Raw genomic sequence first — 17,180 nt, 5'->3', positions numbered from 1 at the left:
ATGAAAAAATATATACTCCTATTTGGGTGGCTGGTAAGTGCTAGTCTCTCGTTTGCCCAAACTTTTCCGACAGAATCTCTGCTTAACAACGGCGACAGAAATAAGTTGATAAATATCGTCGTATTGGGCGACGGATATACCGCAGCGCAACAAGACCAATTTAAAACCGATGCCCAAAACATCACCAATTACTTATTCTCAGTTACTCCGTTTAAAGAATACAAAAACTACTTCAACGTCGATATTGTCAAGGTGCCTTCCAATCAATCGGGTGCCAAACACCCTGCGACGGCCACCGATGTGAATGAACCCGTCATTCCTGCTTCAAACCCAGACAATTATTTTGGTTCAACTTTTGACTATGGCAACATTCACCGACTTTTAGTTCCGACCAAATACGCCGCTATTTCTTCGGTATTGGCCAGTAATTTTCCTGATTACGACCAAGTTTTAATCATTGTCAACTCCACCGAATACGGCGGTTCGGGAGGCGCTTATGCCACTACTTCCATCAACGCTAGTGCTTTTGAAATTGCAGTACATGAGCTAGGCCACTCTTTTTCAGCTCTTTCTGACGAATATTGGGCTGGAGATGTTTACGCCCGCGAATCGGCCAACATGACCCAACAAGCCAACCCTAGTTTGGTTAAATGGAAAAACTGGTACGGGCTTAACAGCGTAGGCGTTTTTCAACATGGTACAAGCGGAAACCAAGCCCTTTGGTATCGCCCCCACCAAAACTGCAAAATGCGCTTTTTGGGCGTCAATTTTTGCTCCGTGTGTCGAGAGTCCATCGTTGAGCAAATCCACAACTTGGCTAGTCCCATTACGGGTTTCAGCCCCGCTAACAGTGCCACCCTTACGGCCAATTCCAACCTTAACTTTGCACTATCTACTTTAAAACCAGTCCCAAATACGCTCGAAATCACGTGGACGCTCAACGGCAATTCGTTGGTAACCAATAGCGACACCTATCTTTTAAACACCAGTAGCCTCGTCTCTGGCAGCAACACCTTGGTGGCAAAAGTGATTGATAAAACGACCTTATCTAAATCTGACACTCACCCAACCACCCATCAATACTTGGTTTCGTGGAATATTCAATACACACCCTGCCCCGATGCCATCGTAATGGCAAGTCCCATCGACAACATCCCCGCAGGAACCACCACCAAGAAAGCCACCAAAACGGTAAAAGCCACCAATAAAATCAGTGGGAATGCGACCAATGTCATTTATCGAGCAGGCCAGGCGATTACGTTAGAGCCAGGCTTCACGGCCGAAAACACAACTGTTTTTACGGCTGAAATCAAGGTAAATCCGTGTAATTAGGATTAAAGCCTCGGCGGGGCGGGTTTGTTTGGTGTTCCCCAAGCTGTCGCCCCTTTTACTTTCACTTTGCGTTTATACACTTTATCGCCACAAGTAGCGTACAAGACATCGAAATTTTCGCCCCCAAAACAAAGATTAGACACGTCGCCGTTGGGAGTCGGAATGATGGCATTCACCCGCCCCGCTTGGTCGCACACTTGAATACCCAAACGGGTCGCCACGTATAGGCGGCCATCTCGGTCGGTTTTCATCCCATCTGCCCCTGCGTCATCGGCGGTGTCGGGCGCGTGTAACCAGTAGTATTTTTGTTTGTTGGCCAACGTACCATCCGATAAAATCGAATAGCTATATACCCAATGAGAACGCGTATCAGACACATACAGCAGCGTTTGGTCGGGCGATAGGGTAATTCCATTCGGAAATTTTAGTCCCTCGTCCACCACCAATTTTTGCCCATTTGGACGCACCAACCACACTTTACTTGGCACTTTTGGGTCAGACGACGGGCTTGTGACGTAAATATTTCCGTTGCTGGCTACTACCAAATCATTTCCTGCAAACCCTTCGGTGATTTTTGTACGTTTTCCCCCCGCATCGTACGCATTGATTACTTTGGTTGTTAGGGTAGAAGAATACATCTTCCCGTCGGGACTGAAAGCTAACCCGTAAGAGTTTCCCGTATTTTTGGCAAATACCCCCACTTGGTTGTTAGTACCCACTTTCCAAAACGTGGCGGCATCGCCATCCGCAAAAAACACCTCACCTTTGGCATTCACGGCGGGGCCTTCGGCAAATTTATAACCTTCGCCTACCAATTGCCAGTCTTCATTGGGTAGTAAAATATCGTTGAGCATGGGGTTCTTGGTTGAACCAATGTTGGGCTTTTGAGGCCAGCCTTTCCATAAAAAACGCATGGCATCCGCAAAAATAGCCGTACCATGCTTGCCATTGTGCGCTCCTTCGCCCCACACGTGCTGCACTTCATAACCCGAAAAAATCAATGCCCGCTCCATCGTCTGATTGGCCATCCACCAATCACCCGCGTAGATATTCAAATCGTTGGTGCCGTCTTGCAAAAAGATGCGTAACGGTTTGGGTTCGTATTTTCGAACCAGCGTCGCATAACGGTCGGCTCCACGCAAGCCCACATACGTACCAATTGCGCTAAAAACCCGACTGAAGGCATCGGGGCGTTCCCATGCCGCCGTAAACGCACACACGGCTCCACTACTCGACCCACCGATGGCGCGGTCATTGCCGTTTTTCGACAGTCGAATAGCTCTTCCATCCGACGTTTTTTTAGTTTCTACCTCGGGCAGAAGTTCTTCCAGTAAAAAACGAGCGTAGGTATCGCCGAGGCCGTCGTATTCAAAACTACGATTAAAACGATCTAAGGCTTTCTCTGGCTGTTCGGCTTTGACGCGCCCGTGCATCACAAACACCCCAATGGTAACAGGCATTGCTTTTTGGTGAATAAGGTTATCAAAAACCGTAGGCGCCTGCCACTGAATCCCATCTTGGTTGACATACAGACAAGCAGGTTGCGAAGGCGTGTATTGGGCAGGAACATACACCCAATACTCCCGCCAAGTACCTGGGAAGAATTTTGAATTTTCGAACGTAAATTTAAGAATTTCCCCTTTCGGCACTCCCTCTTTGACTTTTGCATCGGGATGAACGGGATACTCTTCAGGCACTTGGGAGTAAAGCGAAAAGCTTACGAGAAAGAGACTAACTATCAAAAAGGCTTTCATGTTGGCAACGTTTGTGAGTTACCCATGAAAGCCTTTTTTAAACAACAATTACCTGTAATTCAACACATTGTTAAGCAAATAATTTCATTATTTCGCCTACAGAAGTCCGCAGATTAATACAAACGCAGATGTTCGCTGAAAAAGAAATTACATCTGCGGTTATTTGCGCTTCTCAATCTGCGCTAATCAGCGGGTAAAACTTTTAACAAACTTAGCTAACACGCCGTTCAGGAATTATCCCCAATGTTCTTGAATCACCTCAAGTAATTCGGTTTGGGCAGCGCAGCCCGCAATTACGTCACCTCCAAACAACCAATTCTGGCCACCTGAAAAGTCGGTAATTTGCCCACCTGCTTCTAAAATAAGGAGTGCTCCCGCCGCCATATCCCACGAATTGAGATTATATTCATAAAAAGCCTCAAAACGACCCGCCGCCACATACGCCAAGTCGATGGCAGCAGCTCCCATGCGTCGCAAACCGTGGCAGCGCTGCATGAGTGTTTCCAAAATTTTGAGGTAACGGTCTTGCTTTTCAAATTTATAATAAGGGAAACCTGTCGCTAAAAGGCTATCTCCAAGCGTTGACGCCGCCGACACTTTCAGGCGATTGGCATTTTGTAAAAATGATTCGTCCAACGGTAATCCACCCAACATATACCGAAGGCTCAAACTCCACGCACCACCGCCTTGCCAGCCATAAAAAAGCTCTTCTGTCCCTAAATGATAAATCACACCAGCGATTGGAATGCTATTTTGAACCAGCCCCACACTTACGCAATAAACAGGTAGGCCGTGGATAAAATTGGCAGTTCCGTCCAAAGGGTCAATGACCCAATACAACTCATTCAGGTTTGATTCTTCGCCCGCCGTACCTTCTTCCGTAATGAAACCTGCTTCTGGTAAAATTTGGCGCAAACCTGCAACCAACATTTTTTCGGTTTCTTTGTCAACGTACGAAACGAGGTTGTTAGCAGCTTTGTATTCGGTTTGTGAGCGGTCAAATTTGGCCGCTTCTTGTTTGATAAATCCTCCCGCTTGGCGGACAATTTCTATGGTTTGTAACGTGATGTTTTCGAGATTCATGTACAATGATTTTAACGCTTTGTTTTAAGTAAAAAGAACAACCGATGCACAAGGCAGAAAATGAGTAACCATGCCTCTACAGGCATCCCGACAAATGAGCCTTTGATGACGCTCCCCACTGCTACGATGAGTAAATAAAGCCCCACCAGCCCAAAAGTAATTTGTAGGTATTTTAGCACCCAGCCCCCTTGTTGAACGCTAGCAAAGAAAAAAGCCAAAGGTAAATGAAGCGGTAACATCCAGAGAATGTGCGGATTCCAAGCCGTGACACCGTGGTTGGTGGCGGTGGCTAGTCCAAACAAAACCCATCCCATGAGTCCAACAACCGTGAAGAGTATTTTATCAAAGGTATAGCCGATTTTTACCTGTTGTTGCTGTCGGCGGGTATGCCAAATGGTGCCTAACACTAACAAAATCAACAAAAATAGCGGACTAAGATACCACGGTTGCGACCGTTGTGCCATGTGCGAGAAGTTGGTCACTACCAAAGGCTGCGTTGCACTTACGAGCGGCTTACCTCCGACTTTGGCTTTGTCAAAATGGTGCATCAAATTGTACGGCAAATACATTTCTTGCATTGGCGTAGCGACATCATCCGAAGGAAGTCCTAAGGCCAAATTCATCAAAAATCGCTCCCAAGGTTTTTCCACCAAATAGTCGTTCATCCATTCCCGAAAACTTTTGGCCTCTCCTTCGATAGGCTTGTTATAATACACCAAACTATCGCCACAAGCCGCCGTGAGTGCATCCCGCAAACGAGTAGAACAGTTGTCAAAAAAGAAACGGTATTGGTATTCGCGGTTTTGGGGTAAGGCATTATTTTCGAGAAAGTCGTACAGACGCTGTTTTTGCATTTGCGAAAGGTTCAGCACTTGTTCGGTCATGTCCCGTCGCTCAGCTTCGTAATGCGGCACTACGTATTCCATCGGAATTACCGAAATGGTGTACGGCAACGTCCCTTGCACAAACTTCAGTAAAAAGTTGCCCGTTTGAAAAGTGAAGGTACCGTAATTGTAATTTTTGTTGATACCATTGGCTGGGTCCGAAACCCACAAGGAACTGTGTCCAAAACCACTTCCCTCAAATACGCTGTTTCCAGGAGCAATGGTCACCAAGCTGATTTTGGCCTCTTTGGTAAGGGTTTGAGCGGAGAGGGTTGAAGCGGTCAGCAGGCAGCAAACAGCGAACAGTGAAAAAACGGATGGAGTTAGATACCTCCTTCGTCGATATGACAGAAATAGTAACTCCGAAACAGCAAACCCCAAACTGGAAACAGGAAACTGGAAACTCCTATTTCCCTGATACGACAATAACGATTTCACCTTTGATTGTTTTTTCGGTAAAGTAAGCAATAATTTCGGTTAATGTTCCTCGAACGGTTTCTTCAAACATTTTTGTCAATTCTCTCGAAACCGACGCCTGACGGTCGCCCCCAAAATACTCCGCAAATTGTTCCAACGATTTCAAAAGGCGATGCGGTGATTCGTAGAAAATCATCGTTCGTTCTTCTTCTTTGAGTTCGGTCAAGCGCGTTTGTCGGCCTTTTTTGTGGGGTAAAAAACCCTCAAACGTAAATCGGTCAGAAGGCAGTCCCGAATTGACCAAGGCAGGTACAAAAGCCGTCGGGCCAGGGAGACACTCAATTTCAATGCCGTTTTTGAGGCATTCGCGTACCAACAAAAACCCTGGATCTGATACCGCAGGCGTTCCCGCATCCGACACCAAGGCCATGCTTTCTCCTTTCAAGATTCGAGCGATGATTTTTTGAACAGTTTGGTGTTCGTTATGAATATGGTAGCTCTGCATGGGTTTTGAAATCCCGAGGTGTTTGAGCAGATTTCCAGATGTACGGGTGTCTTCTGCCAATACCACATCCACGCTTTTGAGGACATTAATGGCGCGTAGGGTAATGTCTTCTAGGTTGCCAATGGGCGTAGGTACAAGATATAATTTCGGATTCACAGTTGATTGTTTACAGTTGGAAGACTATGTGTAGCTCCGAGACCTAGGTCTCAAGAACAATAACACGTCTCAAAAAGGGGAATGTTGAAAATACTTTTTAGGCTTATAAAGTTTAAGCCCCTTGATATAATCGAAGTCTTTCAGATTGAGAGTATAAAGTTCAAGATTGAATACAAGGCAAGTCGCCGCAATCAAACAATCGGGCAGTTGGGGTCTCTTTCCTCGATATTGAAACATAATTTCTTCCGCTTTTTTTCCTATTTCTTTATCAATGTAGATACGATTGAGACTTTTAAACAATTCTTTTGTTTGCCGTTCTTCGTTTTTGCGCATACCGTAATAAGTTTCTAAAACGCTTACAGAAGAAACAAAAAGAAATTCATGGCCAATAATATCTATTTCATCTAAAAAGAGAGGGTTTTCCGCAAGTAGTTCAAAAATAATATTTGTGTCTATAATGACATTTTTTACTTGTTTCTTTGCCATGCCTCATTACGTACTTCATTCGCCGAAAGTCTTTTTTTATTTTTCCTCCAAACTCCCCTGAAAAGATCAGAAGGCTTCATACTCTCCTGAATAGCCCCCATTTCAACAGTACCATCATCTATAGTCTTAGCTGTTTTTCTTGACGTTGACAGCTTGTTAACACTTATTGCTTTGGTTGTCATTTTCAGCTTAAATTTAATGTTCTTGGCAAATTTACAAACTTATCATTTAGACGCATCTCTCACATCCCCTTTTTGCAACTGGGTAGTTACTAATCCCAACAAAGAACCTTGCGTTTTATTTCACATAAACAACTTTTTCACGTTTTTCTACCAGTTTTCCAAAGGTTTGTAGTTCAAAGCCACGTTCTTCCATCAATGCCTCAAATTCCTCTTGGGCATCTGGTTCTACCGCAATGAGCAATCCACCACTGGTTTGAGGATCTGCCAAAATGAACTTTTGCAATTCTGACACCTCCCCTATTTTATGACCGTAGCTATCCCAATTCCTAACTGTCCCACCTGGAAACGACTTTTGGGCCAAATAATCTTCTATAAAAGGCAATTTGGGTACTTTTTCAAAATCAATTTCAGCACTCAGCCCACTTCCTTCGGCCATTTCAATCAAATGCCCTAGCAACCCAAAACCCGTTACATCCGTCAAGGCGGTCACGTAGGGTAACGTACCCAATACTGCCCCGATTTGGTTGAGTTGCATCATTTGCTGAGGTGCAATATCGGCGTGTTCGTCCTTGAGAATCCCTTTTTTCTGCGCCGTTGTCAGAATACCCACGCCAAGTTTTTTGGTCAAATACAACAAGCAGCCCTCAGTGGCGGTATCGTTCTTTTTGAGGTTGGGAATGGCGACTTTACCCGTCACGGCCAAACCAAAAATGGGCTCAGGGCTATCAATACTATGCCCGCCAGCCAACGGAATACCTGCTTCCGCACAAATCGACCGACTTCCTTCTATTACCTGCGCCGCCACTTCAGGCGGGAGTTTATCAATAGGCCAACCCAAAATAGCAATGGCCAAAAGCGGCATTCCACCCATGGCATAGACATCCGAAATAGCATTCGCCGAAGCAATTCGACCAAAATCAAAGGCGTCATCAACGATGGGCATAAAAAAATCGGTGGTACTAATAATCGCTTCCCCATTTCCTAAATCCATCACGGCAGCGTCATCCCGAGAGTCATTTCCGACAAGGAGCGATTGAGCCTTGTCGCTGGAAAGCTTTGGACTGCCAACTGTGGACTGTTGACTTAAAATTACATCCAGCACTTTAGGGGATATTTTACAGCCACAGCCCGCTCCGTGGCTGTATTGGGTCAACTTGTACGATTTTAAGTCAGTTGTCATCAGTGATTCAAATCTTCGGTCTAAAAGAAGTGCAAGTAAACATTTTTTACGTGACACTGTTGTATGTTCAACCAAATAGGTTTAGAAATAAGTTGAAGGTAACAATTTTTTAACCTACTTTTTTTGAAATTTTGTGATAAAAAATTGGTTTATTCCAATAAATCAAGCAGTTCCCAATGTTAACTTGGTATTTTATTAAGAATTGGCTTTTGTTTGTCAATCAATTTTCTTGTTTCTTTGCACCGCATTTCATTGCTTATCAGCAATTAAAAACCAAATCATAATTCTAACCAACTTCCCAAATTGTATGAACTTTCAACTTCTACGAAAGAGCAAAGCAGTAATTGGACTTTTCGCAGTCATTGCCGCTGTTTTTATGGGTTTATCTTCCGCCAACGCACAGGTGACGGCCTCTTCAATCAGAGGTGTTGTCAAAGACACGAAAGGCTCTGAGTTGCCTGGTGCTACTGTCGTGGCTATCCACACACCATCTGGTTCTAAATACGGAACTGTTACCAACGACAAAGGACGTTTTGTTCTTCCTTCGGTTCGTGTAGGTGGTCCTTATAAAGTTGTTGTTACATTTGTCGGTTTCAAAGAGCAATCTAAAGACGATATCTACGCCAACTTAGGAGCCGCTGCCGATGCAAACTTCAGCTTGGTTGAAGACGGAAAAGAACTTCAAGAAGTAGTAGTAACAAGCGGTCGTTCGGACATTTTCTCATCGGGCCGTACGGGTGCTGCCACTACGTTGGGTTTGAATGCCGTTAACAGCTTGCCAACCATCGGTCGTACCATCGATGATATTACAAAATACAATGCTTACAGCAACGGCCGCTCATTTGGTGGTCAAGATAGCCGTTTGAACAACTTTACCATCGACGGTTCGGTGTTCAACAACGGGTTCGGTTTGGGTTCTTCTTCACAAGCTGGTGGCCGTACAGGAACAACCGCCGTTTCTTTGGACGCGATTGAGCAAGTTCAAATCAACATCGCTCCTTTCGACGTTCGTCAGTCAGGTTTTGCAGGTGCGGGTATCAACGCCGTAACTCGCTCTGGAACAAACGAAGTAACAGGTTCTGCCTACTATTTGACAAGAGGTAGCAGCCTAGTTGGTAAAAAAGCAGACGGACAGTCGCTTCCAACGGTAAACCTTAACGAAAAGACTTTTGGTTTCCGTATTGGTGCGCCTATCATCAAAGACAAACTTTTTATCTTTGCCAACTTTGAGAACTTCGTAAGTTCTACGCCTGCCCTCAACTGGGTAGCTAACCGCTCAGGTGCTACAGGTAACGTATCACGCGTGACAGCAGATGATTTGAATGACATTGCGAACTTCATGAAGACCAACTTCAACTACGAGTCAGGTGCGATTGATAACTTCAACAACGATGTAACAAGTAAAAAAGGCCTTGTTCGTCTTGATTACAACATCAATAACAACCACAAATTGTCGGTTCGCTATTCACACCACAACTCACAGTCGGGTTCAATCATCAGTAACAGTAACAGTAGTAACACCGCAGGTAACGGTAACCGTACTAACTCAAACTTGGCACTTTCACCAGAAAATACGGGTTACTTAATCGCTGATAACACTCGTTCGTTTGTAGCCGAATTGAACTCTAACTTTGGTGGTAAATTTGCCAACAACTTCATCGCTACCTACAACAAGCAAATCGAAGATCGTCAGTATAAAAATGACATTTTCCCAACGATTGACATCTTAAAAGACGGTAGTACTTATACTTCAACAGGTTTTGATCCATTTACGCCTAACAACAAGTTGAACTACTCAACGTTGAACTTTACCAACAACTTGAGCTACTTCGCTGGGAAGCACACCATCACTTTAGGTCTTTCGTACGAACACTTTACATCAAACAACGTGTTCTTCCCTGCATCAAACGGGGTATGGGTATTTAACTCAATCGCAGATTTCAAAACGGCAGCGTTGGCCTATAAAGCCAATCCAAACTTGGCCACTTCACCAGTACCAGTAGCACGTTTCAACTACCGCTATTCACTCTTGCCAGACGGAGCTGAGCCATTGCAAACATTGAAGCAATCAACGTATGCTGCTTATCTCCAAGATGAATTCCAAGTAAGTGACAAATTCAAATTGACTGGTGGTGTTCGTTTCGATTTGTTTGACTACAACGATGACTTGGCCAAAGACTTTAACAACCCAGTTGTGGCAGGTTTGACCTACAAAGACGAAAATGGTAAAGACCTTAAAGTAAGCACAGGCGCTTTCCCAAGCAACAAATTGTTGGTTTCTCCACGTCTTGGATTTAACTACGATGTAAAAGGAGACAGAACCACACAGGTACGCGGAGGAACAGGTATTTTTGTATCTCGTATTCCACAAGTATTGGTATCTAACCAATTGGGTAACAACGGGGTAAACACTGCCGTTCTTAACTTCACTAACACTACGGCTTATCCGTTCACAACTGACCCTAGCCGTTACAGACCTGCTACGACTGACATTACCAAATTACCTGCATACGTAATCAACGCTTCGGTAGATGGTTTGAAAAACCCAGTTATCTGGAAAACCAACTTGGCGATTGACCAAAAACTTCCTTTCGGTTTGATTGCTACCGTAGAAGGTATTTACAACAAAAACGTACAGGCTCTTCGCTACATCGACGCCAACTTGAAAGGCTCAAGCACAACATTTACTGGCCCAGATACCCGCGGTCGTTTCCCTGCATCAGGTTTGTCAGGTGCAGCAGTGAACCCAGCTCGTTTTATCAACGCTGCTAACACCAACGCCTTCATTTTGACGAATACGAAAGAAGGATATTCTTACTCATTGACAGGTAAGTTGGAAAAAACAGCAACGCAAGGATTCAGTGGTATGTTGGGTTACACCTATGCAGTAGCCAAAGACATTCAGTCAGTAGCAAGTACGGTATTGGCTAACATTCCAACGGTAGCAGGTCAAAACTACTTGACGCCATCATGGTCTGATAACGACCTTCGTCACCGTATCGTAGGTTATTTGAACTACCGTATCAACTACGGTGGCAAATTGGGTGGTTCTACCATGTTCACGTTGGGTATGGTATCAAACAGTGGTTTCAAAGTATCTTATATTTCTGGTAGCGATATCAACGGTGACGGTCAGAACAACGACCTTATCTTCGTTCCTAACAAAGGTTCTGATTTGACTTTCACATCGCTTACTTCAGGTGGTAAAACATTTACGCCAGAACAACAAGCCGCTGCTTTTGACGAATACATCACCAACCACCCTTACTTGAGTACTCGTCGTGGTCAATATGCAGAACGTAACGGTGCTGCTGTACCTTGGTTGACTCGTTTCGACTTCACAGTTGAACAAGATTTCAACATCTCTGTCGGTTCAAAAGGCAAGAAAAACATCCTTCGTTTCCGTTTCGACCTTCTTAACGCAGGTAACTTGCTTAACAACAAATGGGGTGTAGCTTACACAACTACTGGTACAAACCCATTGACAATGGCAAGCGTAAGCGCGCAAGGTGTTCCTGTTTATCGTATGGCAACGCAAGTTGTAAACAGCGAAACAATCTTGTTGAAAGATGCTTTTGTAAAGAGTATCAACGTCAACAACGTATGGCAAGGCCAATTCGGTATCCGCTATATCTTCAACTAATCGGTTGACTCTCATACCAAAAAATCCCGCACTTAGGTGCGGGATTTTTTGTTTTTACCCCTCCCCTCGCCCTTTAAAAGGTGTAGGTAAAATTGAGTTGATTAAGAAAAGCGCTAACTTTTACATTTTACATTTTTCAGTTTAAAATTTTTCGGTTTACTTAGTGTCTCATTTCTTTGAATGTTTGCCAAGCAAAGCTTTAAACCACCAAAAACTTCCTATTACCATGTCGCAAAAGCGCGTACTTATTGCCGAAGACAGTTCTGTAATCCAAAACCTAGCAAAGAAAATTTTGGAGTTCCAAAACTTTGAAATTACCGCCGTCAAAAATGGCGAGCAAGTGCTACAAATTTTGGATAAAGAAGATTTTGAGATCATTTTGCTCGACATTAACATGCCTATCATGGATGGTATGGAATGTGTAAAGGCAATTCGGGGACTAGCCAACAAAGCTAAAGCTCAACTTCCAGTGGTAGCTATTACTGGAAATGCTAAAAACTACTCTGAAGAAGATTTTACTACCGCAGGATTCAACGATGTACTCGTAAAACCGCTCAATTTTGACCGCCTCGTTGAAATTGTAAATGAACTGACTGCCGCAGAATAATAACGAACGATGGGGATGCGTAAAAATGCTTTTGCGCATCCTCACTATTTTATAACGAATGGTCATTACGCTCCTTGGGACAGGGACATCTTCGGGAATTCCATTGATTGGTTGTCGTTGTGACGTTTGTCGGTCGTTGGACTACCGCGACAAACGCCTACGGGTGTCTATCTATGTCGAAACACAAGGCAAGTGTTTTGTCATCGACACAGGCCCCGACTTCCGTCAGCAAATGCTGCGTGAAGATATCACCCAACTGGATGCCGTCATTTTTACGCACCAGCACAAAGACCATACCGCGGGCTTAGACGATGTCCGTGCCTTTAATTTTCTTCAAAACAAAGACATGCCCGTCTATGGGCGTTTGCAGGTCTTAGAACAGCTAAAACGCGAGTTTGAATACGTATTTGCCGACTACCGCTACCCTGGTATTCCGCGACTTCAGCTCCACGAAATTACCAATACCCCCTTCGACGTCTTGGGCGTTACGTTTACCCCCATCGACGTGCTTCACCATCGCTTGCCCGTTTTTGGCTTCCGCATTGGCAATTTTGCCTATCTAACCGACGTTAATCATATTCCCGAAGCAGAACTGGCGAAACTTCAAAACCTTGATGTTCTGATTTTAGGAGCCTTGCAGCGCGAAACGCACATTTCGCATTTTAATTTGCAACAGGCCATTGATGTTGTGTCAATTTTGAAGCCCAAAGTGACCTATTTTACCCATCTGAGTCATAAAATGGGCCGCCATGCCGAAGTAGAAAAAGAACTACCCGCTCACATTAGGTTGGGATTCGATGGGCTAAAAATTAAGCTCGAAGACTAATTTTTAGTGATTTTTTCTATCAAAATTTTTGGCGTAAATTTTGTACCAAATTGCAGTGTCTCCTGCTTTACTTTTATCTTAGATTCAGATGTACGCAAAACTCAGCCACGGAATTTTCATCTTGTTGATTGCCTTTGTATCAACCGCTCAGGCCCAACACCTTCACCGCAAAGGATCATTAGGAATTGACTACGTCGAAGCACCAGATTCTCTCCTTAATGCCCTCAAAATAGAGGAAGCCCATTGTATTTGGGTAAAAAGCGTTCATCCAGAATCAACAGCCGCACAGTTGGGTATCCGTCCTGACGATATTTTGGTATCCATCAACGAAACAGACTCGCTCTATCTTTTTGATTTCCATAACCTCGAACAACAGCTCAAAGAAAACGACCCCATCTCCATTACCTATCTCCGTAAAAACCGTAAAACGCGTGCCGTGGGCATCGTCAAACCTGCCCCCCGCGAAAACTCCGCAGGCGAAGTGTTTTACGACGAAGTTCCGTACCAACGTGGGTATTTGCGCACCATCGTGCACCGCCCCTCCAGCCCCAACAAAGTTCCTGCCGTATTTTATATCCAAGATTTTGATTGTGGTTCCATTGATTTTTCAAAAGATAGCCTCTCTCCTACCAAACAATTGGTTGATGGCTGGGTGAAAGCAGGCTATGCCGTGGTGCGGGTCGAAAAGCCTGGTGTGGGCGAAAGTGCTGGCACCAAAGACTGTGCAAGACTGGATTACCAAGAAGAACTCGCCGCTTTTCAGAATGCGTTTCGTTTTACCCAAAAACTTCCCTTTGTTGACAGCTCAAAGGTTTTTATTTTTGGACATTCAATCGGTGGAACGGCCGTCCCCATTGTCGCCCTGAAAGCGCGGCTCAAGCCACGTGGCGTGATGGTGTATGGTACGGTAGTAAAACCTTGGTTTGAGCACATGCTTGATGTGTTTCGCAAGCAACCCCTGCTCTACAAAGAATCACTTTTACCTTCTGATGTCAATGCCCGCATGATGACACCACTCTTGTACGAATGGCTAGTACAAGGCCGTAGTGCCACCGATTTGCTCAGTGTCCCCGATTTTGAAGCCATACTTACTTCCAAAGAAAACCCACTCGGCTATCGGAGAGGGACATTTTGGGGACGTTCGGCGGGGTACTTTGCTGATTTAAACCGCGTCAACCTTCTACAAACGTGGGCACAAGCGAATGTACCTACCTTGGCCATCCACGGAGAATTCGACAGCCAAGCGATTAGTCCAGAAGCAGCGCAGCAGATTGCCCAAATCGTCAATGAGTCGTTGCCTAACAAAGGTACTTACAAATTACTGAGAAATGCCGACCACTTTATGGCAAGGGTAAATTCATTTACAGAATATAAACAGCTCCAACAAAAGGGGAAATACAAAGATTTTGCTTCCCACAATTTCAACGCTGCCATTATCGAAATGACCGTCAACTGGATGCAGCAGCAGTAAACCCAGCTAATGGGCAGTGTAGTGCATTTTAGCCACCACTGGTTTACCACCGTAGGTGAGCCCTTCAAAATAAATGCTGTACAGCCCATTTTTTGGTGGCTTAGGGACTTTAATGGTCGTTATTGCCGACGATGAAGGAAAAACAGAGGGGTTCCAATACGCAACTAACTGCCCCAACTTTGGTGTCAATTTCGGAGACACCCCATCGACCATAAACTTTTGAAATCCTTTGGGTTCGTTGGTGCTTACTTCTCCAAGTCCTGCACCCGCGTGCTTAGTAATAATGGAAATAACCCCTACATAGCCCCTAAGCCCCAACAAGGACTCAGCTCGGTTGACCACTTCCACCCGCTCTACTTGAGAAGCGGGTATTTGAGAAATAAGGTTAATGTTATCAAATCCGACCCCATCTACCAGTACCAGCGGTTGAGGTAGTTTTGTTCGCACAAAACCTCCCGCCGATGCCCCCATGCGCATCGTAATGACCAATTTGGTCAGTCCGTTGTCCTCAGGAAATTCTACAATTCGTAGCCCTGGCACTCGGCCCTGAATCGCGGATAGAATATTCATTCCAACCGCATTTTCGTATAAATCTTTTCCCTGAAGTACATAATCGGCCTCCTTATACATTGAAGTAATGGGTTTGGGGGGCAATTTTGCCTTTACTTGCACTTCATTCAACTGCACGGTAATGCCTTTGACTAGCCCATCGTAATACATCGGCACAATTTTCCACTGGTTTGAGGAAAGTACGGGCAGCCACTTGGGCGAAACCAACGAATCGACGCTAAGGGTGGCATCAAGTGCGGGCTTTCCTTTGGCATTGGTTACTTGCAATAGTACAGGTTGTTTCCCTTCCAACGGTAAATTTGTAAACTGAAAATGGCCTTTGGAGTTGATAGAAGCAAAAAAACTCAAATTGGCACTGGGCAATACCATCAAAACCGACTCATGTTTATTGGGGCGATAATTTGGTACTTTTCCCGCAACCACCATTCCTCGTTCAATAGGGCCGTTACGCCAAGCAACCAGCTCATTGAGGCTCGTTAGCGGATGCCTTGCCCCAACATTTCCCCTAAGAACGGTCATTGTGCCCCAAGAAAATCCCTCAGAGGGTAGTGAAACAACCAAGGAATCATGTAACTCCTCCACTTTTATCGACATCGAATCCGTGGATACAGTGGGCAAGTACACCGCCATTTCCTCATTTTTCAGCACGGGAATCCAGCGGTAGGAATAAGTACTGTCCGACTGATGTTTCCCCCATTTGGTATAGGTGCGGAGCAGGTACGTATCAGGTGTAATCAAAGAATCCTGTAGTAAAAACTGGGCAGTAAAGTGGCGATTTTCCAGCGATAATCGCTGTTGTACAAGCACCTTTTTAGTCGCAGGTTGTACCAATTCGATATACACCAATTGGCTCAGTGTATCCGCTCCCTCTTCGGACGAATAGCGCATTTGACCGCTTACTTGTACGACGTCATTGGTAAAATAGTAAGGCTTGTCTGTCGTAAAATAAGCCGCTTCACTTAGACTAATATGAGATTTTGGCGGATTGTATGTAGCGTTTGTAGGAGGCGTATAATCCAGCGGCAAGAGCGTAGAAATACGGTTTTCGGCCAAATACCCAGAGACCGAACACGCTTGTGGATTCAAGATAATACCCTGACTGTTAAACAATAAAGGCTGACCATTGGTCTCAATCCAAGCCACTTGACAAGCTTTGTCTTTGTAAATCGAAAACACGCCTTCTTTCCCATTGTAATGCACCTCAATGCGCGCAGGCAAGGCCAAACTGTAAATGTTTTTCACCGCTTTCACGGCACTATCAAGCTGTATTTTTGATAGTTTTTTTACTTGATTTTGGTGAAAGAAAGGCGTTCGCTTGGTCGGGTCTTCGCCTGGTTTATCGACAAAAAACTCAAAGCCTTCTTGGGCAGAAGTTTTACCTTGTAATGATTTAAAAAAGTGAACATCCGAACCACGGTAAGCTTCTGCTCTATGCTGTTCCCAATCTGCCTTTTGAGAAGCCTCATTGGTATATAACGACGTAAATTCGGCCAAACCACTAAAAAATACTTGGGCGCCATCGTAGCGAAATTCATTCAACGAATAACGTATCTGATACCCTAGCCATTGGTTGTTGATTTCGAGTATGTCTTTGGCTTTGGCAGTGAGTACGTTTTTTTCTTCGCTAAACTCCAGTACCCACGGATTGACGATACGGCACTGGTTTTTAGCTAATTTGTCACCCAAAAACTGCTTTTCAAATTGCTCAAATTGTTGCTCCCAAACTTTGTCTTTTTTCTGAGATACTTTTACCTCTTCCAGCAATTTTTCATCTGTCAGCAACCTGACATCTAGTTTTAACTCCGTGTTGTTTTCAACGACAATTCTTTGGGTAAAAGGTTTGAACCCGACTTGACGAACGACGAGACTGTAGGTGCCGACAGGAATATTTTTTAGCAAATAGAAACCCTCCAAGTTTGTCTCGGACGCAATGGAGGTATTGTTCAAAAATACGCTCACAAAAGGCAGTTTTTCGCCCGTCGTTGCCGCGGTCACCGTCCCCGAAATACGCTGCCCCCGCACCCAAGCCGATGGCAGCGCCACGAGCAAGAGAACAGCGATAAGTAGCGTTTTAGGATACATCG

General features: G+C 44.7%; 13 protein-coding genes. 5 read left to right on the top strand and 8 right to left on the bottom strand.

The features are described from left to right. Entirely contained in the window at window positions 1-1,332 is a 1,332-nt protein-coding gene (locus tag FHS57_RS19465; RefSeq protein ID WP_183976634.1) for a M64 family metallopeptidase, read from the top strand. Between the two features lie 2 nt (window positions 1,333-1,334). On the opposite strand, the gene FHS57_RS19460 is transcribed toward FHS57_RS19465, so the two are convergent. The 7 genes from FHS57_RS19460 to selD all read right to left on the bottom strand — a co-directional run bounded on the left by FHS57_RS19460 (window position 1,335) and on the right by selD (window position 7,979). Then, complete coding sequence (locus FHS57_RS19460) at window positions 1,335-3,086, bottom strand: SMP-30/gluconolactonase/LRE family protein (RefSeq protein WP_183976632.1); 1,752 nt, start codon at window positions 3,084-3,086, stop codon at window positions 1,335-1,337. Between the two features lie 234 nt (window positions 3,087-3,320). Then, the gene (locus FHS57_RS19455) at window positions 3,321-4,169 is read right to left on the bottom strand and encodes an inositol monophosphatase family protein (protein WP_183976631.1); all 849 of its coding nucleotides are present in this window, start codon (window positions 4,167-4,169) and stop codon (window positions 3,321-3,323) included. An 11-nt stretch (window positions 4,170-4,180) separates the two neighbouring features. Continuing rightward, window positions 4,181-5,491, bottom strand: a complete 1,311-nt coding sequence (locus FHS57_RS19450; protein WP_183976629.1) for a lipoprotein N-acyltransferase Lnb domain-containing protein — start codon at window positions 5,489-5,491, stop codon at window positions 4,181-4,183. Continuing rightward, window positions 5,460-6,131, bottom strand: a complete 672-nt coding sequence (gene rsmI / locus FHS57_RS19445; protein ID WP_183976627.1) for a 16S rRNA (cytidine(1402)-2'-O)-methyltransferase — start codon at window positions 6,129-6,131, stop codon at window positions 5,460-5,462. The genes FHS57_RS19450 and rsmI overlap by 32 nt, the downstream gene beginning before the upstream one ends. A gap of 69 nt (window positions 6,132-6,200) precedes the next feature. After that, window positions 6,201-6,617 (bottom strand): type II toxin-antitoxin system VapC family toxin, encoded by a 417-nt coding sequence (locus FHS57_RS19440; RefSeq protein ID WP_183976625.1) that lies wholly within the window; start codon window positions 6,615-6,617, stop codon window positions 6,201-6,203. Then, window positions 6,599-6,799: a hypothetical protein gene (locus tag FHS57_RS19435; RefSeq protein ID WP_183976623.1), complete on the bottom strand. Its 201-nt coding sequence runs from the start codon at window positions 6,797-6,799 to the stop codon at window positions 6,599-6,601. Before FHS57_RS19435 ends, FHS57_RS19440 begins: the two co-directional genes overlap by 19 nt. A gap of 115 nt (window positions 6,800-6,914) precedes the next feature. Then, complete coding sequence (gene selD / locus FHS57_RS19430) at window positions 6,915-7,979, bottom strand: selenide, water dikinase SelD (RefSeq protein ID WP_183976621.1); 1,065 nt, start codon at window positions 7,977-7,979, stop codon at window positions 6,915-6,917. A gap of 307 nt (window positions 7,980-8,286) precedes the next feature. On the opposite strand from selD, the gene FHS57_RS19425 reads away from it, so the two are divergent. The 4 genes from FHS57_RS19425 to FHS57_RS19410 all read left to right on the top strand — a co-directional run bounded on the left by FHS57_RS19425 (window position 8,287) and on the right by FHS57_RS19410 (window position 14,526). After that, window positions 8,287-11,622, top strand: a complete 3,336-nt coding sequence (locus FHS57_RS19425) for a TonB-dependent receptor (RefSeq protein ID WP_183976619.1) — start codon at window positions 8,287-8,289, stop codon at window positions 11,620-11,622. A 226-nt stretch (window positions 11,623-11,848) separates the two neighbouring features. Further along, window positions 11,849-12,229 (top strand): response regulator, encoded by a 381-nt coding sequence (locus FHS57_RS19420; RefSeq protein WP_028526095.1) that lies wholly within the window; start codon window positions 11,849-11,851, stop codon window positions 12,227-12,229. A gap of 58 nt (window positions 12,230-12,287) precedes the next feature. After that, the gene (locus FHS57_RS19415) at window positions 12,288-13,055 is read left to right on the top strand and encodes an MBL fold metallo-hydrolase (protein WP_183976617.1); all 768 of its coding nucleotides are present in this window, start codon (window positions 12,288-12,290) and stop codon (window positions 13,053-13,055) included. An 88-nt stretch (window positions 13,056-13,143) separates the two neighbouring features. Beyond that, window positions 13,144-14,526: an alpha/beta fold hydrolase gene (locus FHS57_RS19410; RefSeq protein WP_183976615.1), complete on the top strand. Its 1,383-nt coding sequence runs from the start codon at window positions 13,144-13,146 to the stop codon at window positions 14,524-14,526. A gap of 6 nt (window positions 14,527-14,532) precedes the next feature. On the opposite strand, the gene FHS57_RS19405 is transcribed toward FHS57_RS19410, so the two are convergent. Beyond that, entirely contained in the window at window positions 14,533-17,178 is a 2,646-nt protein-coding gene (locus tag FHS57_RS19405; protein ID WP_183976613.1) for a carboxypeptidase-like regulatory domain-containing protein, read from the bottom strand. Between the last annotated feature and the right edge of the window lie 2 nt (window positions 17,179-17,180).

Origin of the sequence: Runella defluvii (assembly GCF_014195535.1) — a bacterium.
Classification (GTDB): Bacteria; Bacteroidota; Bacteroidia; order Cytophagales; family Spirosomataceae; genus Runella; species Runella defluvii.
This window is presented reverse-complemented; position numbering and strand designations above follow the sequence as displayed.

Bases quoted from the DNA above. Each gene is read 5' to 3' on its own strand.
- FHS57_RS19465 (WP_183976634.1), top strand. From the start codon at position 1: ATGAAAAAATATATACTCCTATTTGGGTGGCTGGTAAGTGCTAGTCTC.
- FHS57_RS19460 (WP_183976632.1), bottom strand. From the start codon at position 3,086: ATGAAAGCCTTTTTGATAGTTAGTCTCTTTCTCGTAAGCTTTTCGCTT.
- FHS57_RS19455 (WP_183976631.1), bottom strand. From the start codon at position 4,169: ATGAATCTCGAAAACATCACGTTACAAACCATAGAAATTGTCCGCCAA.
- FHS57_RS19440 (WP_183976625.1), bottom strand. From the start codon at position 6,617: ATGGCAAAGAAACAAGTAAAAAATGTCATTATAGACACAAATATTATT.
- FHS57_RS19435 (WP_183976623.1), bottom strand. From the start codon at position 6,799: ATGACAACCAAAGCAATAAGTGTTAACAAGCTGTCAACGTCAAGAAAA.
- selD (WP_183976621.1), bottom strand. From the start codon at position 7,979: ATGACAACTGACTTAAAATCGTACAAGTTGACCCAATACAGCCACGGA.
- FHS57_RS19425 (WP_183976619.1), top strand. From the start codon at position 8,287: ATGAACTTTCAACTTCTACGAAAGAGCAAAGCAGTAATTGGACTTTTC.
- FHS57_RS19420 (WP_028526095.1), top strand. From the start codon at position 11,849: ATGTCGCAAAAGCGCGTACTTATTGCCGAAGACAGTTCTGTAATCCAA.
- FHS57_RS19415 (WP_183976617.1), top strand. From the start codon at position 12,288: ATGGTCATTACGCTCCTTGGGACAGGGACATCTTCGGGAATTCCATTG.
- FHS57_RS19410 (WP_183976615.1), top strand. From the start codon at position 13,144: ATGTACGCAAAACTCAGCCACGGAATTTTCATCTTGTTGATTGCCTTT.
- FHS57_RS19405 (WP_183976613.1), bottom strand. From the start codon at position 17,178: ATGTATCCTAAAACGCTACTTATCGCTGTTCTCTTGCTCGTGGCGCTG.